Here is a 24,221-nt window from a genome sequence, read left to right on the forward strand (position 1 = left end):
TAGGGTGACTCCACGACAGGTGATTCGTGGAGACTCCAATGACAACGACATCCCACCCACCGGCTCGGATCACCAGGCGCCGCCGCGACAAGCAGCAGCGCCTGGACCGGGTGGCCGCGCTGGCCGATGGCAAGGTGCTGCCCACCGCGTCCATCGTCGCGGCCCTGGAACAGCTGCTCGCCCCCGGCGACCGGGTGGTGCTGGAAGGCAACAACCAGAAGCAGGCCGATTTCCTCTCCCGCAGTCTCGCCCAGGTCGATCCGGCCCGGCTGCACGACCTGCACATGATCATGCCCAGCGTCGGTCGCGCCGAGCACCTGGATCTCTTCGAACGCGGCATCGCCCGCAAGCTGGACTTCTCCTTTGCCGGCACCCAGAGCCTGAGGATCAGCCAGCTGCTGGAAGACGGGCTGCTGGAAGTGGGCGCCATCCACACCTACATCGAACTCTATGCCCGGCTGCTGGTGGACCTCATCCCCAAGGTGGTGCTCAGTGCCGGCTTCATGGCCGACCGCGCCGGCAACATCTATACCGGCCCCAGCACCGAGGACAGCCCGGCGCTGATCGAGCCGGCGGCCTTCAGCGACGGCATCGTCATCGTCCAGGTCAACCAGCTGGTGGACGACGTGTCCGAGTTGCCGCGGGTCGACATCCCCGCGGACTGGGTGGATTTCGTGGTGGTGGCCGACCGGCCCTTCTATATCGAACCCTTGTTCACCCGGGATCCGCGCCATATCAAGCCGGTGCACGTGCTGATGGCGATGATGGCCATCCGCGGCATCTACGAGCGCCACCAGGTGCAGTCGCTCAACCACGGCATCGGTTTCAACACCGCAGCCATCGAACTGATCCTGCCCACCTACGGCGAGCGCCTGGGACTCAAGGGCAAGATCTGCCGGCACTGGACGCTCAATCCCCATCCCACCTTGATCCCGGCCATCGAGAGCGGCTGGGTGGAGAGCGTGCACTGCTTCGGCACCGAGCTGGGCATGGAGGGCTATATCGCCCAGCGTCCGGACGTCTTCTTTACCGGTCGGGACGGTTCGCTCCGCTCCAACCGCCTGCTCAGCCAGCTGGCCGGTCAGTACGCCGTGGACCTCTTCATCGGCGCCACCCTGCAGGTGGATGGCGATGGCCATTCCTCCACCGTGACCCGCGGGCGCCTGGCCGGCTTTGGCGGCGCGCCCAACATGGGTCATGACCCGCGCGGCCGCCGCCATCCCACCCCGGCCTGGCTGGACATGCGCCAACAGACGGGCGACAGCGCCCCGGCGCTGCTGGAGCGCGGCAAGAAGCTGGTGGTGCAGATGGTCGAGACCTTCCAGGAAGGCGGCAAACCCACCTTCGTCGACACCCTGGATGCGGTGGAGGTGGCGCGCAAGAGCGGCATGCCGCTGGCGCCCATCATGGTCTATGGCGACGACGTGACCCACCTGCTCACCGAGGAAGGCATCGCCTATCTCTACCGCGCCCGCTCCCTGGAAGAGCGCCGGGCGATGATCGCCGCCGTGGCCGGGGTCACCGCCATCGGTCTGCGCAGCGATCCGGCCGAAGCGCGGCGGCTGCGCCAGGAAGGCCTGGTCGCGCTGCCCGAGGACCTCGGCATTCGCCGCACCGACGCCAGTCGCGAATTGCTCGCCGCCAAGAGCATCGGCGAACTGGTGGAATGGTCCGGCGGCCTCTATCAACCCCCGGCCAAATTCAGGAGCTGGTGATGCCCGCCCTCGCCCGTCTTGCCCCGTCTCCCGCCGAACGCCTGGCCGACCTGGCCGTGACGGCCCTGGTCGACGAAGCCGAACTTTCGCCCAAGCCGGCCCTGGTGGATCGTCGCGGCCAGGGTGCCCACCAGGACCTCAGCCTTGGCCTGATGCTGACCTCCGCCCAGGCGCTGAGGCCCTGTTTCCAGGCCATGGCCGAAGCCGCCGAGCTGGGGCTGCCCGCGGCCGACTTGCGCCGCCTGATCGGCCGCCTGGGTCGCGATGGCGAAGCCGCGATGCTGAGCGTGACCGGTGGCGTCAACACCCATCGCGGCGCCATCTGGGCGCTGGGGCTGCTGGTGACGGCGGCCGTGCATGAGCGTCCTGGCTCTGCTGAGGCCTTGTGCCTTGCGGCAGGTCGCCTGGCTAGCCTCCCGGATCCTGATGCTCCCAGCACTCTGCCGAGCCATGGCCAGCGTGTCGCCCAGCGCTATGGCGTCGGCGGCGCTCGGGCCGAGGCGGCCGCCGGCTTTCCCGCCATCCACCAGCGCGGCCTGCCGCAACTGCGCGCCAGCCGCCAGGTGGGTGCCGGCGAGCAGAACGCCCGTCTGGATGCCCTGCTGGCGATCATGACCCGGCTGGACGACACCTGCGTGCTGCACCGCGGCGGCCCCGCCGCCCTCAGCGCCATGCACCAGGGTGCCCAGGCGGTACTGGACGCCGGTGGCAGCGCCAGCCTGGCCGGGCGCCGCCAGCTGCTGGCCCTGGATCGGGAGTTGCTGGCCGCCAATGCCTCGCCCGGTGGGGCCGCCGATCTGCTGGCCGCCACCCTTCTCGTCGATCGCCTGGAGCCACGGCTCCCTGGAGACCTCTGATGGAACATTTCAGCTGCAGCTATCCGGCCAGCCAGCGCCGCCGGGGTCGGGCCCTGGTGGGTTGCGTCGGCTCGGGGGATCTCGAAGTCCTCCTCGAACCCGCCAACGCCGACTTCACCCTCAGGGTGACCACCTCGGTCAATGGCAGCGAACCGCGCTGGCGCGCCCTCTTCGACCGGCTGTTCGCCGCCCGTGACGACCTGCCGGCCCTGACCCTGGACATCCACGACTTCGGCGCCACCCCCGGCGTGGTGCGCCTGCGCCTGGAGCAAGGTCTGGAAACCCTCGACCTGGAGGAAGCCGCCCATGTCTGAAGCCACCCTTCCCGACGTGCAGGAATTGCTGCACAGCCGCAGCTTCGTTGAACTCGGTGCCCGCGAACGGGCGCGCACGGTGCTCGACGCCGGTAGCTTTCGCGAGCTGGTCGGGCCCTTCGAGCGGCTGATGTCGCCCTGGCTGCCCAGGCAGGGCATCGTCTGCCAGGCCGATGACGGCGTGGTGGTGGCCAAGGGGCTGATCGACGGCCAGCCGGCGGTGGTCTGCGCCATCGAAGGTGCCTTCCAGGGCGGCAGCATGGGCGAAGTGGGCGGCGCCAAGATCGCCGGGGCGCTGGAATTGGCGCTGGAAGACAACCTCTCCGGCACCCCGACCCGCGCCGTGCTGCTGCTGGAAACCGGCGGTGTACGGCTGCAGGAAGCCAACCTGGGGCTGGCGGCCATCGCCGAGATCCAGGCCGCCATCGTCGCCCTGCGTGCGCATCAGCCGGTCATCGGCGTCATCGCTGGCAGCGTCGGCTGCTTTGGCGGTATGTCCATCGCCGCGGGGCTATGCAGTCAGCTGATCGTCACCCGCGAGGCCCGCCTGGGCCTCAACGGGCCCCAGGTGATCGAGCAGGAAGCCGGGATCGAGGAATACGATTCCCGCGACCGCCCCTTCATCTGGAGCCTGACCGGCGGCGAGCAGCGGGTCGCCACAGGCCTGGCCGATGTCTTCGTCGCTGACGACAGCGCCGCCGTAACCGCCGCCATCCGCCAGGGTTTCGCCGCTGGCGTCACCATGCCCCTGCGCAGCCAGCAAGCCGACCGCTATCTGGCACACCTCGCCGATCTCGACACCCGTCCCCAGGCGGACGCCGCCGCGGTTCGCCACCTCTATGCCGGAGACCAGCCATGAGCACCCAGCCTTCGCAACGCGGCCTGACCTGGTTCCGGGCCTTGGCCGGTCAGGGCGAGGCCGTCACCGGCCTGCCCGCCTCCCTGCGCGTCGCCGACTTCGAACTGGCCGGACGCCCCGCGCGCTGGCTGGCGGTGGTAGCGGATGCCGAAAATCCCTTTCCCCGCGCCCGTCAGGGCGAGGTGGGCCTGCTGGAGGGCTGGGGCCTGGCCCGGGCCATCCAACAGGCCATCGCCGAGGATAGTAACGCCGCGGTGAAACGCACCCTGATCGCCCTGGTGGACGTGCCCAGCCAGGCCTATGGGCGCCGCGAGGAAGCCTATGGCATCCACCAGGCCCTGGCCGGGGCCGCCGGGGCCTATGCCGAGGCGCGTCTGGCCGGGCACCCGGTGCTGGGGCTGCTGGTGGGCAAGGCCATGTCCGGTGGCTTTCTCGCCCATGGCTACCAGGCCAATCGGCTGCTGGCCCTGCGCGATTCCCAGGTGCAGGTGCATGCCATGGGCAAGGCCTCGGCGGCGCGGGTGACCCTGCGCAGCGTCGAGGACCTGGAACGCCTGGCGGCCGATATTCCGCCCATGGCCTACGACCTGGACAGCTATGCCTCCCTGGGCCTGCTCTGGCGCCAGCTGGAAGTGGCCCAGCCCGACCAGCCCTCGGCCGAAGCTGTGCAGCAGGTGCGCCAGGCCCTGGCCGACGCCCAGGCGGATGTGCTGGCCAGCGGAGCCACCGATCTCAGGCTGCGGCTGGATGGCGCCAATCGCGCGGCCTCTCGCGAGGTGCGCGAACGCCTGAGAGCGGGATGGAGCGCGTGATGAGCGGGCGGTCGATGGGAGCCCAATACAGACCCCACGACCTGCTCTGGGGCCTGACGCCGGATGGCCTCCCGCCGGAACCCCCGGCCTGGGCGGTAGAGGTTGTCCAGGCCGGGCTGCCGGTGGTAGTCCGCCGTGCGGTACCCGAATCAGACCTCATCCCGGTCGGCCTGCGCGGCACCACCCGCGCCGAACGGCTGGCGGCCTTACTGGAGCCTGCTGCCGTGAGACGCCAGCTCTCACCCGAGGCCCTGAGAGTCTCCAGTGATTGCCGTGACCTGCCCGTCTTTTCGACCCTGGCCTTTATCGAACCGCTATTGGATGACCTGGGGCTGCCCTGGGGACCCACCGGCGCCGCGGGTTATGAATTGGCCTCCGGCTGGCCGGCGCTGCACGCCGGGAGCGATCTGGATCTGCTGATCCGCTGCGCAACCCCGCTGTCGCGCGACCAGGCCCGGGCCTTGCTGACGTCCCTGCAGGGGCAAGCGCTTTGTCGTCTGGACATCCTGCTGGAAACTCCGCTCGGCGGCGTGGCCCTGGCCGATTGGGCCGGAAACGCCCCACGCGTGCTGCTCAAGACCGCCGCCGGTCCCCAGCTGGTAGGCGATCCCTGGCCGGAGGCGCGCGCCGCATGAGTACCCTCTTCCAGTTTCCCGGCCAGGGCGCCCAGCGGCCCGACATGCTGCACGCTCTGCCCGACGACGCCGAGATCCGGCGGACGCTGGCGGAAGCCGCCGAGGTGCTGGACACCGACCCACTGAGCCTGGACTCTGCCCAGGCCCTGGAACACACCCGCGCCGTGCAGCTCTGCCTGCTGATCGCCGGCGTCGCCACGGCGCGCCTGCTCTTGAGCCGCGGCCCGGCGCCGCAACTGGTGGCCGGGCTGTCCATCGGCGCCTATGCCGCCGCGGTGGTGGCCGAGGCCCTGGAGTTCGCCGATGCCCTGCGCCTGGTGGCCCGGCGCGGCGAGTTGATGCAGGCGGCCTATCCGAGCGGCTACGGCATGCTGGCGATCCTTGGCCTGGGGCGTGGCGCGGTCGAGAAGCTGGTCAATGATCACCACCGTCCTGACGCGCCGCTGTACCTGGCCAACGCCAATGCCGAGCAGCAATACGTGGTGGCGGGGAGCGACGCGGGACTGGCCGTGCTGGCCGAGGCGGCGCGCACCCAGGGCGCGGCGGCGGCCAAGCGCCTGGCCATGAGCGTGCCCTCCCATTGCCCGCTGCTGGCGGAGGCTGCCACGACCCTGGACCAGGCCTTCGCCGGCGTGGAGCTGCGCACGCCGCGCCTGGCCTATCTGAGCGGCACCTCGGCACGGCGGCTGGTGCGCGCCGAGCAGCTGCGCGACGACCTGGCCTTCAACATGGCGCGGCCCATCGAATGGCACGCCACCCTGGAAGCCGCTCGCGAGCGCGGCGTGCGCCTCGCCATCGAGCTGGCGCCGGGCAGCGTGCTCACCCAACTGGCCAGGCGCGTGCTGCCCGCCAGCGGTGTTCTGGCCTGGCAGGATACCCACCCCGACACCCTGGAGGCGCTGCGGCGCGAGGAGGCGGCGCGACTGGACTGAGCTTTTCGCACGAGTCGGCCGCCCTCACCCCGGCCCTCTCCCAGAGGGAGAGGGGGTAAGAGCGGGAGCCGTGCCAGGCTTACACCCAACCTACAGGAACAACGGAGACCTTCAGACAGGGCGGCTGCCCTTACCCCTGCCCTCTCCCTCAGGGAGAGGGGGCAAGAGCGGGAGCGCTGCCCCAGGCTTCACCCCACCCCAAGCACAACCGAGGACAACAACAATGATCATCTACGGTGTAGCGCTCCTGGCCGTCTGCATGCTTGCAGGCGTCATCATCGGCGACTTCCTGGGCGTTCTGCTCGGGGTCAAGTCAAACGTCGGCGGGGTGGGCATCGCCATGCTCCTGCTGATCTGCGCCCGACTCTACATGGAGCGGCATGGCGGCATGAGCAAGGAATGCGAATTCGGGGTCGGCTTCTGGGGCGCGCTGTACATCCCGGTGGTGGTGGCCATGGCGGCCCAGCAGAACGTGGTTACCGCCCTGCACGGCGGACCGGTGGCGGTGCTGGCTGCCGTGGGCGCCGTGGGGATCTGCGGCTTGACCATCGCCCTGATCAGCCGCAGTCATCGCGGCGAACCGCTACCGCCCTTGCCGGACGCCGCCGTGGCCCCCGCGACAGCGGTCACCCATGCCGCACCGGTCGGAGGTCGCTAGGATGAACGACATCGTCACCAAAGCCCTGCAACACAACGGCCTGGTCGCCGCCTTCGCGCTGATCGGCCTGATCATGTGGATCTCGGTGATCCTTTCGCGCCGACTGACCTTTGGCCGGGTGCACGGCTCGGCCATCGCCATCGTCATCGGCCTGGTGCTGGCCTGGGTCGGCGGGACCGTCACCGGGGGCCAGAAAGGCCTGGCCGACCTTGCGCTGTTTTCCGGTATCGGTCTGATGGGCGGCGCCATGCTGCGCGACTTCGCCATCGTCGCCACCGCCTTCGAGGTCCAGGCCACCGAGGCGCGCAAGGCCGGAATGATCGGCGCCGTGGCCCTGCTGCTCGGCACCGTGCTGCCCTTCATCGTCGGCGCCGCCGTGGCCTGGGCCTTCGGCTACCGCGACGCGGTGAGCATGACCACCATAGGCGCGGGCGCGGTGACCTACATCGTCGGCCCGGTGACCGGCGCCGCCCTGGGCGCCAGCTCCGACGTCATGGCGCTGTCCATCGCCACCGGCCTGATCAAGGCGATCATCGTCATGGTGGCGACGCCCGCGTCGGCGCGCCTGCTGGCGCTGGACAACCCGCGCTCGGCGATGGTCTTCGGCGGTCTGGCCGGCACCGTCAGCGGCGTCACCGCGGGGCTCGCCGCCACCGACCGCCGCCTGGTGCCCTATGGCGCCCTCACCGCCACCTTCCATACCGGCCTGGGCTGCCTGCTGGGGCCGTCGCTGCTGTTCTTCTGCGTGCGGGCGCTGGTGGGCTAAGAGCAACTGGTAAACCTGCTGCGCGTCCGCCAGACGGGCGCGTGCAGTGCTCGGAATCCTCATGTACCGCTCGTACACTCGTGCGCGAGCCCGGTCCGCTTCCTGCGCGCCGCGCGCACCCGCCTGACGGCCGCTCGCTACGCTTTACTAGCCGCTCTAAGAACGCGCGTACATCCGGCATTCGGCGACGAAGGCCAGCAGATTGGGATCGCGCTCGCGGCTGCGCAGGAAGACCGCGCCGATGCGCTGCTGCAGCCGGTAGCGCGGGGCCAGGGGCAGCAGCTTGAGGCGGTTCTGGTAGACCGCCTCGACCCGCCCCGGCAGCAGCGCATAGCCCACCCCGGAGCTGACCATGCTCATCAGCGAGAAGATGTCGTTGACCTGCATGATCACCTCCGGCTCGAAGCCGGCCTGGGCGAACACCTGGCGGCCGTCGCGAAAGGTGGCGAAGCCCTGGGTCAGGGTCACGAAGGGCACCCCGGCGAGGTCGCGCAGGTCCACCTCGGCCTGGTCGGCGAAGGGCGAGTCGCTGGGCGCGGCGAGAAAGATATCGTCGCTGAACAGCTCCACACTCTCACAGTCGGCATTTACCACGGCGTCGTCCAGGGCCACCAGCATGGCGTCCAGCTTGAAGTCGTGCAGCTGCTCGGCGAGATCGGCGTTGGAGCCCAGCACCAGGTCGATGTTGAGTTCGCTGCGCCTGAGCTTGAGGCCCATGATCAGTTGGGGCACGGTCTTGACCGTCAGCGAATAGAGCGCCCCCAGGCGAAAGCGATCGGCGGAAAAACCCGCCGCCTGCCGGGTGAGCCGCACCGTCTCCGCCAGGTCCTGCAGCAGTCGCTCGGCGCGCGCCTCCAGCACGAAGGCGCCGTCCAGCGGCGTCAGGGTACGCCCCTCGTGCTTGAACAGCGGACAGCGCAGGGCGTTCTCCAGCGAATGGATGGCGCGGTGCACGCTGACATGGCTGGTGCCCAGCTCGGCGGCGGCCCGCGCCAGGTTGCGACTGCGCATGAAGGCCAGAAAGATCTCCAGCTTGCGCAGGGTGAGGTCATCGGTATCGGACATGGCGGCCAGCGGGCGGTGAGAGACAGCTGATCACCTTGCCCGGATGGGCGGGCGGCGTCGAGTCTTCGAATCGCCCTGGCGGCGCCTGGCTTCCTCAGTGCACTCCCTGAGGTAACCAGGCGCCCACTCCCCGCCCTACAACCAACCCTTGATCTGCTGGCAGACCGCCGTGGTGGAGATGCCGTAGCGGTCGTGCAGGGTCGGCAGCGCCCCGGCGTCGAGGAAGGCGTCGGGCAGCGCGATCTGGCGGAAGGTGGGCGTCACGCCGTTGCGCAACAGGGTGGTCGCGACGGCCTCGCCCAGGCCACCGATCAGCGAATGGTTCTCCGCCGCCACCACCAGCCGCCCCGGCTTGCGGGCTTCCGCCAGGAGGGTGGCTTCGTCCAGTGGCTTGATGGTCGGTACGTGCAGCACCGAGACGTCCACGCCATCCGCGGCCAGGGCCTCGGCGGCCTCCAGGGCGCGCATGGTCATCAGGCCGGTGGACACCACCAGCACGTCGCGTCCGGGGCGCACCACCTGGGCCTTGCCGAGCTGGAAGCGGTAGTCGTAGCGGTCCAGCACCAGGGGCACGTTGCCGCGCAGCAGGCGCATATAGACCGGCCCCTGGTGGGCGGCGATGGCCGGCACCGCCTGCTCGATCTCCAGGGCATCGCAGGGGTCGATCACCATGAGGTTGGGCATGGCGCGAAAGATCGCCAGGTCGTCGGTGGCCTGGTGGCTGGGGCCGTAGCCGGTGGTCAGCCCGGGCAGGCCGCAGACGATCTTGACGTTGAGATTCTCCTCGGCGATGGCCATGCAGATGAAGTCGTAGGCGCGTCGCGAGGCGAACACCGCATAGGTGGTGGCGAAGGGCACGCAGCCTTCGCGGGCCATACCGGCGGCGGCGCTCATCAGCAGCTGCTCGGCCATGCCCATCTGGTAGAAGCGCTCGGGATGGGCCTTGGCGAAGATGTGCAGGTCGGTGTACTTGGCGAGGTCCGCGGTGAGGCCGACGATGTCCTGGCGCTGTTCGGCCAGGGCCGCCAGGGCATGACCGAAGGGAGCCGGTCGCGTGGGCTGGCCCTCGGCGGCGATGCTGGCGATCATCGCCGAGGTGGTCAGGCGTGGCTTGGTGGCGGTGGTAGTCATCAGAAGTCCCTCCCGGCATCCAGGGCGTCGAGGGCCAGGGCCCATTCGTGCGCCTCGACGCGGATGAAGTGAGTCTTGTCGCGGGTTTCCAGGAAGGGCACGCCCTTGCCCATGCGGGTATCGCAGAGAATGATCCGGGGCTGCGCGCCCGGGTGCTGGCGAGCCCGGTCGAAGGCGGTGACCAACGCCGCGCGGTCGTTGCCGTCGACGCGCTGGACGAACCAGCCGAAGGCCTGCCAGCGCTCGGCCAGGGGCTCGAAGGCGAGGATCTCGCGGCAATGGCCGTCGGCCTGCTGGTTGTTCACGTCCACCAGGGCGATGAGATTGTCCAGCTGCCAGTGGGAGGCCGACATGGCCGCTTCCCAGGTGGCGCCCTCGTTGAGTTCGCCATCGGACAGCAGGTTGTAGACGAAGGATTTCGACTGCTTGCGCTTGAGGCCGAGGCAGGCGCCCACGGCGACGCCCAGGCCCTGGCCGAGGGAACCGCCGGTGATCTCCATGCCGGGGGTGTAGGCGGCCATGCCCGACATGGGCAGGCGGCTGTCGTCGCAGCCATAGGTCTCCAGTTCTTCCTGCGGCACGATTCCGGCCTCGATCAGCGCGGCATAGAGGGCGATGGCGTAGTGGCCGATGGACAGGTAGAAGCGATCGCGCCCTTCCCATTCGGGCTCCTGCGGCTGGTAGCTCAGGGCATGGAAGTAGGCGACCGCCAGGACGTCGGCGACGCCCAGGGCCTGGCCGACATAACCCTGGCCCTGGACCTGGCCCATGCGCAGGGCATGGCGGCGGATGTTGTGGGCGCGCTCGGCCAGCGAGAGCGTTGCGGGTTGTGGCGAAGAAGCGGTCATGATCTGTACCTCGATTAGCGATTGACCAGGGCGGCGGGAATGCGCAGGACCAGCGTGGCGCCGATCACCAGCACCCCGGTGATGAGGAACATGCCGATGGCGCTGGAGCCGGTGCTGGTGGTGATCCAGCCGATCAGGTAGGGCGAGCAGAAGCCGGCCAGGTTGGCGAAGCTGTTCACCGCGGCGATGCCGGCGGCGGCGGTGACCCCGCCCAGCAGCGTGGTGGGCAGCATCCAGAACAGCGAGGACGCGGAGAGGATGCCGGCCGCGGCCAGGCACAGGCTGAGGATCGACAGGGTGACGTTGTGGCCGAACACCGCCGCGAGACTGAGGCCACATGCGCCCAGCAGCATGGGAATCACCAGGTGCCAGCGGCGCTCGCGGTGCCTGTCCCCACTGCGCCCGGCCAGCAGCATGGCGACGATGGCGCACATATAGGGCAGGCTGGTGAGCAGGCCGATGTGCAGCGGATCGGCGACCCCCGAATTGCGCACCAGGGTCGGCAGCCAGAAGGTGATGGCGTACTGGCCCATGACCACGCAGAAGTAGATGGCGGCCAGCAGCCACAGCCGGCGATCACGGATGAAGTCGCGCACGCTGGCGTGCTCGGTCTTGTGCTGGTTGTCCTCGGCCAGTTCCTTCTGGATCAGCGCCTTTTCCTCGTCGTCCAGCCAGGTCGCCTGGTGCACGCCATCCTTGAGGTAGCCGAGCACCATCAGCCCCACCACCACCGTGGGGATGGCTTCGATGACGAACATCCACTGCCAGCCGGCCCAGCCATGGACGCCGGCGAACTGATTCATGATCCAGCCCGACAGCGGTCCGCCGATCATGCCCGACAGCGGAATGGCGACGAACCAGAGCACCGTCATGCGGGCGCGGCGGTAGGAAGGAAACCAGTAGGTGAGATAGAGCAGCAGGCCCGGCGCCAGGCCGGCCTCGGCTACGCCGAGTAGGAAGCGCAGCAGGTAGAACTGCCAGGCCGTCTCGACGAAGGCGAACATCCCGGAAAGGATGCCCCAGGTGATCATGATGCGGGCGATCCAGCGGCGGGCGCCGACCTTGTGCAGGATGATGTTGCTGGGCACCTCGCAGAGAAAATAGCCGAGGAAGAACATGCCGGCGCCGAGGCCGTAGACGGCTTCGCTCAGGGCCAGGTCGTTCATCATCTGCAGCTTGGCGAAGCCGACGTTGACCCGGTCCAGATAGGCGCAGAAGTAGCACAGCATCAGGAAGGGCATCAGCCGCCAGGCGGTCTTGCGATAGGCGTTGGCGCGCGCCGAGGTGGCCGCTGCCAGGGTGAGCGTAGTCATGGTCTGATCTCTTGTTGTTATGGACGCCGCAGACGCGGCGCCCTTGTCGATGCAGAGCGTTGAAAACGAGGGGGCGATCAGTGGATCAGCATGCCGCCGTTGACGTCCAGGGTGACGCCGGTCAGGTAGCCGGAGAGATCGCTGGCCAGGAACAGCGCGGCATTGGCCACGTCCCTGGGCTCGCCCAGGCGACCCAGGGGGATGCCGTCGATGATCGACTGGCGGCGCTCGTCGTGCATCAGCCCGCCGGTGATATCGGTCTGGATCAGGCCGGGAGTCAGGGCATTCACGCGGATGCCGTCCGGCCCGAATTCCCGCGCCATGGCCCTGGCCAGGCCCAGCACCCCGGCCTTGGCGGCGCTGTAGTGGGGACCGCCGAAGATGCCACCACCACGCTGGGCGGACACCGAGGACAGGCAGACGATGCTGCCACCCCCCTGCTCGCGCATGGCCGGGATCACCGCCTGGGACATCAGCAGGGTGCCGCGCAGGTTGACGTCGAGGATGCGGTCGTAGTCGGCGCGGCCGATCTCCAGGGTCTTCACGGGCTGGGTGATGCCGGCGTTGTTGACCAGCACGTCGAGGCGACCGTAGTGGGCGAGCGCCTGGTCGACCGCGGCCCTGACCTGGGCTTCGTCGGCCACGTTGGCCGCCAGGCCCAGGTGACCTTCGCCGAGGCTGGCAGCGGCATCCCGCGCGGCGCTGGCATCGAGGTCGAGGATGATAACCCGCGCGCCCTGGGCGGCGAAGGCCTGGGCCGTGGCTCGACCGATGCCGCGGGCGGAGGCGGCACCGGTGACGAGGGCGATCTTGTCTTGCAGCAGCAGGGAATGCAGGGGCATGACGCTATCCTTCTTGTTGTTGTGGAGGGCTTTCGCTGAGGGCCAGAGTGCCCCCGCCCCAGGGCCCCAGCAACGCAGCCTGCGTCAGACCGTGCTGAATAAAATTCATGCCTGCGGCTTGGCAGTCGGGTCTTACCACCTGAGAATCGACCTCGAACTGGCCACAGGACCCGCAACTCATGGATTCCGGCAAGACGCTTTCCCTGCCACCCCTGAAAGCCCTTCAAGCCTTCGAGCAGACCGCCCGCTTCGCCAACGTCGCCCGCGCGGCCGAGCAACTGGCGCTGACGCCCTCGGCGGTCAGCCATCAGTTGGCCAAGCTCGAAGCCCTGGTGGGGCGCGCCCTCTTCGTCCGCGGCGCGCGCGGCATGACCCTGACCCCGGCCGGGGAGCAATACCTCGAAGAGGTCAGCGAGGTGCTGCACCGGCTGGCCATGGCCACGGATCGCGCCGCCAGCGATGCCGGCCTGGAATGCCTGCGCCTGCACTCGGCGCCGAGCTTCGGCCTGCTCTGGCTGATGCCACGGCTGGAACAGTTCCGCCAGAGCCATCCCGACCTGCAGATCAATCTCTCCTGCTCCTACGAATCCCTGCACTTCAGCCGCGACAAGGTGGACATCGACATCCGCCACGGCCTGCCCAGCTGGCCGAACCTGGAGATCCGCACCCTGCAGCGCGAGCGCCTGGCGGTCCTGGCCGCGCCGCAGTTGCTGGAAAAACGTCCGATCCACTCGCCGGCGGATCTGCTGCACAGCGAGCTGATCCTGTCCGAGGCCACTCTGATGAAGTGGCCCAACTGGTTCGCCCAGCAGGGCCTGGCGCTGCCGGAACGCCCCTATACCCTGAGTTTCGATCGCTCCTACATGACCCTGGAAGCCGCCCGCCATGGCCTGGGCTTCGCCTTGGAGAGCACGGTGCTGGCAGCGGACTATCTGGCCCGCGGTGATCTGGTGCGGGTGCTGCCTCAGGATGACGACCTGCCGGTGGCCGCTCACCATCTGGTGTTTCCCCGGGCGCACTCGCGCTACGCCCGGGTGCGGCGCTTTCTGGACTGGCTGCAACAGGAACTGGGCCAGCCCTTCGAGTACTAGAGCACCTGCAGCCGCTCCCTGAGCAAGTCGACGAAGGCCTGGGCCGCCGGGGTGAGGCTGCGGCCGGTGGGGGTCAGGATGCCCAGCGGCCGGGCCAGGCTCTCGCCGCGGACCGGCAGGGCCACCACCGGGGCCTCGCCACCCGCCGATTCCGGCAGCAAGGCCAGGCCCTGGCCGGCCGCTACCAGGGCCAGCAGGGTGCTCATGTAGTTGGCCTCCAGGGCCGCCACCAGGCGCAGGCCGGCGGCGGCGAAGGCGAAGTCCAGGCATTCGCGCACGCTGCTGTCGCGCCCGGTAAGCAGCAAGGGCACGGCGTCGAGTTCGGCCAGGGTGATTTCGGTGCGGCCTGCCCAGGGATGGTCGCGGGGGACGAACAGCTGCAGGTGATCGACGTACAGCGGCTGGAAGTCCAGGCCTACGGCCCGTGGGCGGACGCCGATGCCCAGGTCCACCTGCCCTTCCCTGACCAGCGCCTCGACCCGGCCGGCCACCACGTCCTGCAGGCGGACCTCGATGGCCGGATGACGCGCCTGGAAGGTTTTCAGCAACTCGGGAAAGGGTCCCATGAAAAAGGACGGCAAGGCCGCCAGGGTGATCCGTCCGCGGCGCAGGCCGGCCAGGTCCCGGGCGTGGGTCTGGACATCGCCCAGGTCCACCAGGATGCGCTCCAGGGGGCCGCGCAATTCTTCCCCGGCGGTGGTCAGCTGGACCCGCCGCGGGGTGCGCTCCAGCAGTTGCACCTCCAGCCAGGCTTCGAGTTGCTGGATCTGCACGGTGAGCGCCGGGGGTGACAGGTGCAACTCCTCCGCCGCCCGGGCGAAGGAGCCCTGGCGGGCCACGGCGAGAAAGGCCTGCACATGCTGGAGCAGATTCTTCATTTTGTTTTTCTGAACGCTGCTTCGGAAGATTCCAATTTACAGGACATCGGACGTCTTCGAATACTGGACCCACAACAACAAAACCTCCCGTGCGCCCGCCTGCCGCGCCACGGTCCAAGGAGTCCGCCATGCTCGCCCTGCTCGGTGTCGTCACCATTCTCGCGTTGCTCGTTGCGGTCATGAGCAAACGCGTCTCGCCCCTGGTCGCCCTGATCGTCATCCCCATCGCCGCGGCCCTGATCGGTGGCTTCGGCCTGGGCACCAGCGCCTTCATCATCGCCGGCATCAAGGGTGTCGCCCCGGTGATCGGCATGTTCGTCTTCGCCATCCTGTTCTTCGGCATCATGACCGACGCCGGGATGCTCGATCCCATCATCGACCGCATCCTGCGCACCGTCGGCACCCGGCCGACGCGCATCGTCTGCGGCAGCGCCCTGCTCGCCCTGCTGGTGCACCTGGACGGCTCCGGCGCGGTGACCTTCCTGGTGACCATTCCCGCCATGCTGCCGCTCTATACCCGCCTGGGACTGGACCGGCGCATCCTCGCCTGCGTGGCGGCCATGGCCGCCGGGGTCAACTTCCTGCCCTGGACCGGGCCGGTGCTGCGCTCGTCGGCCGCCCTGCACGTGCCGGTGGCCGATCTGTTCCAGCCGCTGATCCCGGTGCAGCTGGTGGGCCTGGCCTTCGTCTTCGCCAGCGCCTGGTGGCTCGGGCGGCGCGAGGAGAAGCGCCTGACCCTGGCCGGCCAGGCGCCGTGGCTGGCCGGCGGTGGCGCCGGTGCCGCGCCGGAGCGGGTGCTCAGCGAGGCCGAGCGTGCCTTGCGTCGCCCGCAGCGCTTCTGGATCAACCTGCTGCTGACCCTGGTGGTGATGGCCGTGATGATCGCCGGCTGGGTCGATCCAGTGGTGATGTTCATGCTTGGCACCGTGGCCGCGCTGTGCCTGAACTACCCCTCGGTGGACGCCCAGAAGGCGCGCATCGACGCCCATGCCAAGACCGCCCTGACCATGGCCAGCATCCTCTTCGCCGCCGGGGTCTTCACCGGCATCATGCAGGGCAGCGGCATGCTCAAGGCCATGGCCCAGGTGGCGGTGGCCGGCATCCCCGCCGGACATGGCCAGCTGATCCCGGCGGTGGTGGGTTTCCTCTCCATGCCGCTGAGCCTCCTGTTCGATCCGGATTCCTTCTACTTCGGCGTCATGCCGGTGATTGCGGAGGTCGGCCGCAACCTGGGCGTCGATCCAGTGCAGGTTGCCCAGGCCTCGCTGCTCGGGGTGCACACCACCGGTTTCCCGGTCAGCCCCCTGACCCCGGCGACCTTCCTGCTGGTGGGCCTGTGCAAGCTGGACCTGGCCGATCATCAGCGCTTCACCATCCCCTTCCTGTTCGCGGCCTCGGTACTGATGACCCTGACCGCCCTGCTCCTGGGAGTCTTCTAGATGAGCCGTCTTCTTCGCATCGGCTGCGGCGCCGGCTATTCCGGCGATCGCATCGAACCCGCCGTGGAACTGGCCGAGCATGGCCGGCTCGACTACCTGGTCTTCGAATGCCTGGCCGAACGCACCATCGCCCTGGCGCAACAGGCGCGGCTGGCCGATCCCGAGGCAGGTTTCGATCCGCTGCTGGAAGCCAGGATGCGCCGTATCCTGCCGCTGCTGAATAAGGCCGGACGGCCGCGCCTGCGGGTAGTCACCAACATGGGCGCCGCCCATCCCTCCGCCGCGGCGCGCAAGGTCGCGGCCCTGGCGCGGGAGCTGGGCGTAACCGGTCTGAAGATCGCCGCTGTGGCCGGCGACGACGTGCTGGCCCAGTTGCCCGCCGACGCCCGGCTGGACAACGGCCAGACCCTGGCCGAACTGGGCGACCGATTGATCTCGGCCAACGCCTACCTGGGCGTGGAAGGCATCGTCCAGGCCCTGCAGGCGGACGCCGATGTCATCATCACCGGGCGGGTGGCCGATCCCTCGCTGTTCCTGGCGCCGCTGGTGCATGAATTTGGCTGGGCGGCAGATGACTGGGAGCGTCGCGGACGCGGCACCCTGGTCGGCCACCTGCTGGAATGCGCCGGCCAGGTCACCGGCGGCTACTTCGCCGACCCTGGCTACAAGGACGTCCCCGACCTCGCCCGCCTGGGCTTTCCCCTGGCCGAGGTGGACGCCGACGGCCAGGCGACCCTGACCAAGGTGGCCGGCTCCGGTGGCTGCGTGACCCCGGCGACCTGTACCGAGCAGTTGCTCTACGAGGTGCATGACCCGGCGGCCTATCTGACGCCGGACGTGACCGCCGACTTTTCCAGCGTCGCCCTGGAGCAGTCCGCACCCGACCGGGTCGCGGTCAGCGGGGCCCGGGGCAAGCCGCGCCCGGAACAGCTCAAGGTCTCGGTGGGCTATCGCGACGGCTGGCATGGCGAAGGCCAGATCTCCTACGCCGGCCCGGGTGCCGTGGGCCGGGCCAGGCTGGCGGCTGACGTGGTGCGCGAACGCCTGCAACTCTGTGGTGTACCGGTGGAAGAGCTGCGCTGCGAACTGGTCGGCTGGGACGCCCTGCACGGCGCCACCTTAGCGGCCCGGGCCAGCGGCGAACCCTGGGAGGTGCGCCTGCGCGTCGTCGGCCGCTGCGCCAACCGGGCGGCGGCGGTGCAGATCGGCAACGAGGTGGAAACCCTGTACACCAATGGCCCGGCTGGCGGTGGCGGCGCCACCAAGGCGGTCCGCGAGGTGATCGCCGTGGCCTCGCTGCTGTGGCCGCGTGCGGCCGTCACCCCTACCCTGGAGCTGGAGACGTTGCCATGAAATTGCGCGAGATCGCCCACGTCCGTACCGGCGACAAGGGGGACATTTCGAACATGGCGGTGATCGCCTATCGCCGCGAAGACTTCGACCGCCTGCGCCAGGCGCTCACCGCGGAACGGGTCGCCGCCTGGTTCGCCGACAGTCGCCCAGCCGCTGCCGCGCCGGTGCGCCGCTACGAATTGCCGGCCCTGGGCGCGCTGAACTTCGTGCTGCCCGGTGCCCTGCGCGGCGGCGTCACCCGCTCGCTGGCGCTGGACGCCCACGGCAAGGGCCTGGGTGCGGCGCTGCTGGATCTGGAACTGGAGGACTAGAGACGCCGCTCAACCTGGAGTACCGACCCCCGCGCAGGGCAGCCGCGTCAGCAGAACGGTGTCCTTGTCGAGGGGTACCTGGGCCCCCTTGCGTCTGAGTTCGTTGATGGCGTGCAGCAGGATCAGATTGACCTGCTCCACCTCACGCATGTCGTCCGCCTTCAGCAGGCGCGACACCCGCACATTGTGATCGGCCTCGATGAGGGTGATCAGCAAGCCGTCGCTGCGCCGCTCCAGCTCGTGGCGCACGGGCGGATCGAGTTGGGCCAAGCGTTCATGCAACCTGTCCATCAGCAGGGCTCCCGGAGGAACGTCACCCTGTTCAGGCTAGCCGCCTCGGTGAAGAACGCAAGGTCTCTATTCGGGGCCTGTCCGCCGACGGGAAATGCCCTCCGTTCACTCGGGCACGGGGGCATCAACGGATGCGAGGTTGTCATGAAGCTGCCATCCACTACCGGCACGCTGGACCTCTTGACCACCACGCCGTGGCAGAGGCCCATCCATGGATACTCGTCCCGCCATCCGCCCGCTCGATCCTTTCGCCACGCCATCGCAGCGGCTCGCGCTCACTACCGATTTAGGCCACTGCCGCTCCGCCGAGGCGCACGGCCAGCGCATCGCGCTGGCCACCCAGCGGCTGATCGCGCTTGGGCATCGACGAATCCTGCTGGTCACCGCCGGTGAGCCGCCAATCGCCGACTTGCAGGCTCACAGTCAGGTCATGCTGGCGGAGGGGTTGCCCCTGTTGCCCTGCCTGGAGCTCGATCCGGCAGCCATCCTGTGTGGGCCGGAGCTCGCCACCCGCCTGCAAGGCGCTGCTCCGACCGCCCTGCTCTGCACCCGGGCTATCCTGGCCCAGACACTCCAGACCGCCCTCTACCCTGGCGCGCTACCCTCGCTGACCATCACCGGTCCCGAAGCGCGTACCGAGGCAGATAGCGCGTCTTGGCACTAGCTGGGACGTCCATGCCTTAGAAATTCGAACCCCTGATCGTCCGTCCCGCCTGATCGGGCTGCTGCAGATTGCCCGAGGTGGCGGCCTTGGCCGGATTCCAGTCGATCTCGGCGCGCTGGACCGCGGTCGCGGTGAAGCGCTCGTTGAGCTCCGGCGCCAGGCGATGCCCCCAGTAGGCCAGCTTGGCCTTGTAGCCCACGGTGATTTCCTTTTGTGGCTGCAGCAGCGCGCCGACGATGGCCTGCACCGCCTTGTCCGGCGAATCCTTGGTGGGCAGGTCGGCGCGGTGGCCGGTGTAGGTGGCGGCATGGCCCCAGATCGGCGTATCCAGCGCCCAGGGCAGCACTGTCGACAGCTGGATGTTCGGCTGGCGTCCACGGCGCAATTCCTGCTGCAGCACCCGACCGAGACTGAGCACCGCGGCCTTGGATGCCGAATAGGACGCCTGGTAGGCGTGGGGAATCTCGCCGTCCACCGAGGCCACGTTGACCAACCGGCCGTAGCCCTGGCGGCGGAAACGCTGCAGGGCCAGGTGGCTGCCGATCACCACACCCTTCACATTGGTATCCAGCAGGCGCAGGTGGTCTTCCAGGGGCACCTCTTCGAAACGCCCCACCGCCACCACGCCGGCATTGTTGATCCAGCCGTCGATGCGGCCGAAGCGCTGCTCGGCCTGCTCGGCCAGGGCGGTCATCTGCGCCACGTCGGCCACGTCGGTGGGCACTGTCAGGGCGGCCACGCCCAGGGCCTGGACCTCGACCGCGAGGGCTTCCAGCGCCTCGCTGCGCCGCGCGGCCAGCACCAGGTTGGCACCGTGCCGGGCCAGCGCCAGGGCCACGCCGCGGCCGACGCCACTGGAGGCGCCGGTCACGACGATAGTCCGGCCATTCAGCTGCTGGTGATCGATCCGCGGCGAACGCCGGGACGAGGTGCGATTCAGCAGAGCCAGGGCGGCAGGCAGGGCAAGCAACAGCGGCAGGGTACGCATCAGGGGGCTTCCTCAGGGTCTGTGTCTGAGGTGTGACTCCTCGGCGACCGCGCTGACGTCCCGCAGCGAGACGATCGGGGCCAGCGTTGCCGGCGCCCGCCGTTTCGGTTGTCTGCGGTAACCACCGTGCCAGGGCAGCCCCTGCTGAGCATGACCGTTCGGCGGAACGCCTCAGTCCTCGGACTGGCGATGCGGCATGGCGATGCCATGCAACTTGAGCCGCCGGTAGAGGGTGGCCCGGGACATCCCAAGCGCCCGGGCGGTCGGAATCGCCTTCCAGCGATGGCGGACAAGGGCCGCCAGGATCGCCCGCCGCTCGGGGCTGTCGATCTCGGGTGGCGGCTCGGCGGCCGGCGCGTCACCCATCCGCAGACTGGCCGGCAGATGATCGAGACTGATGAAGTCGCCGTCGCACAGGGCGCAGGCGTAGCGCAGCACGTTGCGCAATTCGCGCACATTGCCCGGCCAGTCATGGGCCAGGATGGCCTCCTGCACCTGGGGCGCCAGCTCCGGCGCGGGACGCTTGCCGCACTCTTCTTCGAGCAGCCGCCGCGCCAGCGCCAGGCGGTCGGCACGCGCGCGCAGCGGCGGCAGCTGAAAGACGGCACCATTGAGGCGATAGAGCAGGTCTTCGCGAAACAGCCCGGCGGCGACCTGCACCTGGAGGTCGCGGTGGGTGGCGCAGACCAGCCGCACATCCACTCGCCGCGGCTGGGCGCTGCCCACCGGCAGCACCTCGCCTTCGGCCAGCACCCGCAGCAGCCGGGTCTGCAGCGCCAGGGGCATGTCGCCGATCTCGTCGAGAAACAGGGTGCCGCCATCGGCCGCCACGATCAGACCATCGCGACCCTGGCGCTGGGCGCCGGTAAAGGCCCCCGCGGCATGGCCGAACAATTCGCTCTCGATCAGGCTTTCCGGCAGCGCCGCGCAATTGAGGGCGACGAAGGGTCGCCCGGCACGATCGCCACCCTGGTGCAGGCCGCGGGCAAAGACCTCCTTGCCGGTGCCGGTCTCGCCGGTCACCAGGATCGGCAGGCCATGGCGATAGAGCCGCAGGGCGGTCGCGAGCGCCTGGCTGACCCGCGGCTCCTCCTCGGGGTTCGCCGCACGCGGCTCGCGGACCAGCGGGATCACCACCCCAAGACGCTGACGCGGCGCCCGTACCCGGGCGTGGAAATGTGCTTCGCCCAGGCGCAGGGGTTCGCCATGGTCCTCCTGCAACCGCGCCGGGGCATCGCGACCGAAGAGCTCGTCCAGGCGCTGCGGCAGATAGCCCAGCTGAGCGAGGCAGAGTTGCCGGGCCGGGCGATTCAGACCGGTCAGGCGTCCGCTCTGATCCCAGGCCAGCAGCAATTCCGGCTGGGTGTCGAGATAGCTGGCCTGGGCATGGCCGCAGAGCACCCAGTCACCCCGGGCGCTGTGCATGAAGTAGGCATTCTCGATGCGCTGGGCGCTATCGCGGGTGAACTGCCGGATCAGCAGCTGGCTGCGGCGGTCGTCCGGCGAACGCGGCGCCGAGACGTCCAGTACCCCGAGCAACTCGCCGCTCGGCGCGAACACCGGCGCGGCGGTGCAGGTCAGGCCGGTAAAGGCCACGCGGAAGTGATCGGCCTTGTGCACCGTCACCGGCGCCCGGTCGGTGAGCACCGCGGCGACCCCGCAGGTGCCCTCCTCCTGCTCGGACCAGCAGGTGCCCAGGTAGAGCCCGGCGCGGCGGCATTCGTCGTCCAGCCGATCGCTGACCCGGTAATCCAGGGTATGGCCCTGGGCGTCGGCCAGCAGCACGCAGTAGTCGGCCGCCTCGACCCGCGCATGCAGGGCGCCCAGCTCGCCATCGGCGACGCGCAGGAAGTCTTCCGCCGCCTGCTGGTGCTGGCGCAATTCGTAGCGCGAGAGGATGCGCGGACCGCGCAGGCTGCCCGGGTCGAGTTGATACTGCTCGAAGGAACGACGCCAGGAATCGAGGATGCGCCCGGGCGGACTGGCCGAGCGCAAGGGCGCACGCAGGGCCTGGTCGATGGCGCGGGCGTGATAGCGGGCCTGGGTAGACAACATGGGCGTCTCTCCCTGAATTCCGGTCATGGCATGGAAGGCCGGTCATTGTTCTGCCCTTCATTTAGCGCCCCCTGGCCCCGGCCTTCAAGTCCGCCGCGGCCTGAGACGAATCGTCTCAGCGTCTCGCCTTGCCGTCGCAGCCCTGAGACGCCCCGGCGCAAAGCGCCCGTCCCGCCGGACCTGGCCATCCCCCCGCAAAGCCGCATCCAGCCTGGCCTGCAGCGAAACTATAGCGACCTGGCACCCGCCTTGCTCAGGGCTCTGCGACGCTCCCAAGACAACGACAAGAGGGCCAGACCCATGAGCGCACCCCGGCATCGCCGCACGGCTGCCCTGACCGATGGTCCAGGCCTCGGGAGTCAGCCATGCCCATAACCGTCGGCATCCTGCCCAACCCCGCCTCGGGGCGTGACCTGCGCCGGCTGACCGGCAATGCCGCCCTCACCTCCAGCACCGACAAGGCCGGGGTGGTGATGCGCCTGCTGGCGGCCTTTGGTGCCACCGGGGTGGAGCGGGTGCTCCTGCCGCCGGACATGACCGGTATCGCCGCCGCCGTGCTCAAGGCCAGCGGCAGTCGCCAGGCCCGCGAGCAGCGCTGGCCGGAGCTGGTGTTTCTCAATCTGCCGCTGACCCAGACCGTGGACGACACCCGCCGCGCCGCGCGGCTGTTGCTGGCCCAGGGCGCGGCGGTGATCGCCGTGCTCGGCGGCGACGGCACCCACAAGGCGGTGGCCGCCGAGGTGGGCGACCTGCCGCTCTTGACCCTTTCCACCGGCACCAACAACGCCTTTCCCGAATTGCGCGAGGCCACCAGCGCGGGCCTGGCCGGCGGCCTGGTGGCGAGTGGCCGGGTCGATCCGGCGCTGGCGCTGCGGCGCAACAAGCGACTGCGGGTGGAGGTGCCGGAGCGCGGCATCCGTGACTGGGCGCTGGTGGACGTGGCGGTCTGTCGCCAGGCCTATCTCGGCGCCCGGGCGGTGACCCGGGTGGAGGATCTGGCCGAGGTCTTCACCACCTTCGCCGAGCCTTGGGCCATCGGCCTGTCGGCCCTCTGCGGCCTCTGGCATCCGGTCGCCCGCAGCGCCCCCCATGGCGGCTGGGTGCGGCTGGAGCCCGAGGCGCCGGCGCAACTGACCGTCCCCCTCGCCCCCGGCGTGCTGGCCCAGGCCGGGATCGCCGCCAGCGGCCTGCTGCTGCCAGGCGAGCCACGCACCCTGTCGCTGGCCGCCGGCACCCTGGCGCTGGACGGCGAGCGGGAAATCGAATTCGGCCCCGAGGCGCGTCCGCAGGTGACGCTGGACCTCGACGGCCCCCTGAGCATCGACGTGGAGCGGATGCTGGAGCTGGCGGCGCAGCAGCGCCTGCTGGTCCGCCGCCGGCCCACGTCGGCCCTCGGCAATCCTGGAGAACAATAAGATGAGCGAGACCCCAAGCGTCGAAAACCTGAGCCATGCCTACCGGGTGATGCGCACCATCCGCGCCTTCGAGGAGCGGCTGCACGTGGAATTCGCCACCGGCGAGATTCCCGGCTTCGTCCACCTCTATGCCGGTGAGGAAGCCTCGGCCGCCGGCGTCATGGCGCACCTGGGCCACGAGGACAGCATCGCCTCCACCCACCGTGGCCATGGCCACTGCATCGCCAAGGGCGTGGACGTCTACGGCATGATGGCCGAGATCTATGGCAAGAAGACCGGGGTCTGCCAGGGCAAGGGCGGCTCCATGCACATCGCCGATCTGGAAAAGGGCATGCTCGGCGCCAATGGCATCGTCGGCGCCGGCGCGCCCCTGGCCGCCGGCGCCGCCCTGGCGGCCAAGCTCAAGGGCAGCGACGCCGTGGCCGTGGCCTTCTTCGGTGATGGCGGCTCCAACGAGGGCGCGGTGTTCGAGGCCATGAACCTGGCCTCGGTGTGGAATCTCCCCTGCATCTTCGTCGCCGAGAACAACGGCTATGCCGAGGCCACCGCCTCCAACTGGTCGGTGGCCTGCGACCACATCGCCGACCGCGCCGCCGGCTTCGGCATGCCCGGGGTGACGGTGGACGGCTTCGACTTCTTCGCCGTCCATGAAGCCGCCGCGGCCGCCGTGGCCCGCGCCCGGGCCGGCGAAGGCCCCTCGCTGATCGAGGTGAAGTTCACCCGCTACTTCGGCCACTTCGAAGGCGACGCCCAGACCTATCGCGATCCCAACGAGGTCAAGCAGGCCCGCGAGCAGCGCGACTGCCTCATGCAATTCCGCGAGCGGGTGACGCGCTCCGGCCAGCTGCAGCCCGCCCTGCTCGACAGCATCGACCAGGAAGTGGAGCAGCTCATCGAGGACGCCGTGCGCAAGGCCAAGGCCGATCCCAAGCCCGGCCCGGAAGACCTGCTCACCGACGTCTACGTCACCTACGCCTGATCGGAAAACA

General features: G+C 69.4%; 25 protein-coding genes and 1 other RNA gene. 17 read left to right on the forward strand and 9 right to left on the reverse strand.

Annotated elements, in window-relative coordinates; translation table 11 throughout:
* Positions 1-38: 38 nt before the first annotated feature.
* The 10 genes from mdcA (at position 39) to QKY98_RS08395 (ending at position 7,701) form a co-directional block, all read left to right on the forward strand.
* Positions 39-1,715 carry a malonate decarboxylase subunit alpha gene (gene mdcA / locus QKY98_RS08350; protein ID WP_284670665.1) on the forward strand — a complete coding sequence of 559 codons (1,677 nt, stop codon included), beginning with the start codon at positions 39-41 and terminating at the stop codon, positions 1,713-1,715.
* Positions 1,715-2,572 (forward strand): triphosphoribosyl-dephospho-CoA synthase, encoded by an 858-nt coding sequence (locus QKY98_RS08355; RefSeq protein WP_284670666.1) that lies wholly within the window; start codon positions 1,715-1,717, stop codon positions 2,570-2,572. Before mdcA ends, QKY98_RS08355 begins: the two co-directional genes overlap by 1 nt.
* Positions 2,572-2,886 carry a malonate decarboxylase subunit delta gene (locus QKY98_RS08360; RefSeq protein WP_027599548.1) on the forward strand — a complete coding sequence of 105 codons (315 nt, stop codon included), beginning with the start codon at positions 2,572-2,574 and terminating at the stop codon, positions 2,884-2,886. Before QKY98_RS08355 ends, QKY98_RS08360 begins: the two co-directional genes overlap by 1 nt.
* Positions 2,879-3,745 (forward strand): biotin-independent malonate decarboxylase subunit beta, encoded by an 867-nt coding sequence (locus QKY98_RS08365; RefSeq protein ID WP_284670667.1) that lies wholly within the window; start codon positions 2,879-2,881, stop codon positions 3,743-3,745. The genes QKY98_RS08360 and QKY98_RS08365 overlap by 8 nt, the downstream gene beginning before the upstream one ends.
* Entirely contained in the window at positions 3,742-4,557 is an 816-nt protein-coding gene (gene mdcE, locus QKY98_RS08370) for a biotin-independent malonate decarboxylase subunit gamma (protein ID WP_284670668.1), read from the forward strand. Before QKY98_RS08365 ends, mdcE begins: the two co-directional genes overlap by 4 nt.
* Positions 4,558-4,571: 14 nt before the next feature.
* The gene (locus QKY98_RS08375; protein ID WP_044342098.1) at positions 4,572-5,192 is read left to right on the forward strand and encodes a malonate decarboxylase holo-ACP synthase; all 621 of its coding nucleotides are present in this window, start codon (positions 4,572-4,574) and stop codon (positions 5,190-5,192) included.
* On the forward strand, positions 5,189-6,124 hold the full coding sequence (mdcH, locus tag QKY98_RS08380) for a malonate decarboxylase subunit epsilon (RefSeq protein WP_284670669.1): 936 nt from the start codon (positions 5,189-5,191) through the stop codon (positions 6,122-6,124). Before QKY98_RS08375 ends, mdcH begins: the two co-directional genes overlap by 4 nt.
* 223 nt (positions 6,125-6,347) lie before the next feature.
* Positions 6,348-6,782 (forward strand): malonate transporter subunit MadL, encoded by a 435-nt coding sequence (madL, locus tag QKY98_RS08385; protein WP_144944850.1) that lies wholly within the window; start codon positions 6,348-6,350, stop codon positions 6,780-6,782.
* Position 6,783: 1 nt separating this feature from the next.
* Positions 6,784-7,548: a malonate transporter subunit MadM gene (gene madM, locus QKY98_RS08390; protein ID WP_027602155.1), complete on the forward strand. Its 765-nt coding sequence runs from the start codon at positions 6,784-6,786 to the stop codon at positions 7,546-7,548.
* Between the two features lie 61 nt (positions 7,549-7,609).
* Positions 7,610-7,701: non-coding RNA, sX9 sRNA (locus QKY98_RS08395), on the forward strand.
* A 3-nt stretch (positions 7,702-7,704) separates the two neighbouring features.
* Here the strand turns inward: QKY98_RS08395 and QKY98_RS08400 are convergent.
* From QKY98_RS08400 to QKY98_RS08420, 5 genes are all read right to left on the reverse strand, one after another.
* Entirely contained in the window at positions 7,705-8,613 is a 909-nt protein-coding gene (locus QKY98_RS08400) for a LysR family transcriptional regulator (protein ID WP_284670670.1), read from the reverse strand.
* 135 nt (positions 8,614-8,748) lie between these two features.
* On the reverse strand, positions 8,749-9,744 hold the full coding sequence (locus tag QKY98_RS08405) for a transketolase family protein (protein ID WP_007158546.1): 996 nt from the start codon (positions 9,742-9,744) through the stop codon (positions 8,749-8,751).
* On the reverse strand, positions 9,744-10,592 hold the full coding sequence (locus QKY98_RS08410) for a transketolase (protein ID WP_284670671.1): 849 nt from the start codon (positions 10,590-10,592) through the stop codon (positions 9,744-9,746). Before QKY98_RS08410 ends, QKY98_RS08405 begins: the two co-directional genes overlap by 1 nt.
* A gap of 14 nt (positions 10,593-10,606) precedes the next feature.
* Positions 10,607-11,905 (reverse strand): MFS transporter, encoded by a 1,299-nt coding sequence (locus QKY98_RS08415; protein WP_007158548.1) that lies wholly within the window; start codon positions 11,903-11,905, stop codon positions 10,607-10,609.
* Positions 11,906-11,982: 77 nt separating this feature from the next.
* Entirely contained in the window at positions 11,983-12,732 is a 750-nt protein-coding gene (locus tag QKY98_RS08420) for an SDR family NAD(P)-dependent oxidoreductase (protein WP_284670938.1), read from the reverse strand.
* Between the two features lie 194 nt (positions 12,733-12,926).
* Here QKY98_RS08420 and QKY98_RS08425 point away from each other — a divergent pair, with 194 nt between their 5' ends.
* On the forward strand, positions 12,927-13,838 hold the full coding sequence (locus QKY98_RS08425; protein WP_077172713.1) for a LysR substrate-binding domain-containing protein: 912 nt from the start codon (positions 12,927-12,929) through the stop codon (positions 13,836-13,838).
* Here the strand turns inward: QKY98_RS08425 and QKY98_RS08430 are convergent.
* Positions 13,835-14,716 (reverse strand): LysR family transcriptional regulator, encoded by an 882-nt coding sequence (locus QKY98_RS08430; protein ID WP_150338733.1) that lies wholly within the window; start codon positions 14,714-14,716, stop codon positions 13,835-13,837. The genes QKY98_RS08425 and QKY98_RS08430 overlap by 4 nt on opposite strands.
* 128 nt (positions 14,717-14,844) lie before the next feature.
* Here QKY98_RS08430 and QKY98_RS08435 point away from each other — a divergent pair, with 128 nt between their 5' ends.
* The 3 genes from QKY98_RS08435 to QKY98_RS08445 are packed head-to-tail and all read left to right on the forward strand — an operon-like array spanning position 14,845 to position 17,819.
* Positions 14,845-16,155, forward strand: coding sequence for a CitMHS family transporter (locus QKY98_RS08435; protein ID WP_284670672.1), 1,311 nt, complete (start codon positions 14,845-14,847; stop codon positions 16,153-16,155).
* Positions 16,156-17,508: an acyclic terpene utilization AtuA family protein gene (locus tag QKY98_RS08440; protein WP_284670673.1), complete on the forward strand. Its 1,353-nt coding sequence runs from the start codon at positions 16,156-16,158 to the stop codon at positions 17,506-17,508.
* Positions 17,505-17,819, forward strand: a complete 315-nt coding sequence (locus QKY98_RS08445; RefSeq protein ID WP_284670674.1) for an AtuA-related protein — start codon at positions 17,505-17,507, stop codon at positions 17,817-17,819. The genes QKY98_RS08440 and QKY98_RS08445 overlap by 4 nt, the downstream gene beginning before the upstream one ends.
* Positions 17,820-17,828: 9 nt before the next feature.
* Here QKY98_RS08445 and QKY98_RS08450 read toward each other — a convergent pair whose 3' ends face one another.
* A complete protein-coding gene (locus QKY98_RS08450; protein ID WP_042133866.1) occupies positions 17,829-18,110 on the reverse strand; it encodes a hypothetical protein in 282 nt (93 codons plus the stop codon).
* 211 nt (positions 18,111-18,321) lie between these two features.
* Here QKY98_RS08450 and QKY98_RS08455 point away from each other — a divergent pair, with 211 nt between their 5' ends.
* A complete protein-coding gene (locus tag QKY98_RS08455) occupies positions 18,322-18,774 on the forward strand; it encodes a type 1 periplasmic-binding domain-containing protein (protein ID WP_284670675.1) in 453 nt (150 codons plus the stop codon).
* Between the two features lie 16 nt (positions 18,775-18,790).
* On the opposite strand, the gene QKY98_RS08460 is transcribed toward QKY98_RS08455, so the two are convergent.
* Both QKY98_RS08460 and QKY98_RS08465 read right to left on the reverse strand, forming a co-directional pair.
* The gene (locus tag QKY98_RS08460) at positions 18,791-19,762 is read right to left on the reverse strand and encodes an SDR family NAD(P)-dependent oxidoreductase (RefSeq protein WP_284670676.1); all 972 of its coding nucleotides are present in this window, start codon (positions 19,760-19,762) and stop codon (positions 18,791-18,793) included.
* A gap of 171 nt (positions 19,763-19,933) precedes the next feature.
* A complete protein-coding gene (locus QKY98_RS08465) occupies positions 19,934-21,817 on the reverse strand; it encodes a sigma-54-dependent Fis family transcriptional regulator (RefSeq protein WP_284670677.1) in 1,884 nt (627 codons plus the stop codon).
* Between the two features lie 365 nt (positions 21,818-22,182).
* Here QKY98_RS08465 and QKY98_RS08470 point away from each other — a divergent pair, with 365 nt between their 5' ends.
* Both QKY98_RS08470 and QKY98_RS08475 read left to right on the forward strand, forming a co-directional pair.
* Positions 22,183-23,232: an ATP-NAD kinase family protein gene (locus tag QKY98_RS08470; protein WP_284670678.1), complete on the forward strand. Its 1,050-nt coding sequence runs from the start codon at positions 22,183-22,185 to the stop codon at positions 23,230-23,232.
* A 1-nt stretch (position 23,233) separates the two neighbouring features.
* Positions 23,234-24,211 carry a thiamine pyrophosphate-dependent dehydrogenase E1 component subunit alpha gene (locus tag QKY98_RS08475; RefSeq protein ID WP_007158560.1) on the forward strand — a complete coding sequence of 326 codons (978 nt, stop codon included), beginning with the start codon at positions 23,234-23,236 and terminating at the stop codon, positions 24,209-24,211.
* The last annotated feature ends 10 nt before the right edge of the window (positions 24,212-24,221 follow it).

The organism is Pseudomonas sp. HR1, assembly GCF_030175875.1.
Lineage (GTDB): Bacteria > Pseudomonadota > Gammaproteobacteria > Pseudomonadales > Pseudomonadaceae > Chryseomonas > Chryseomonas oryzihabitans.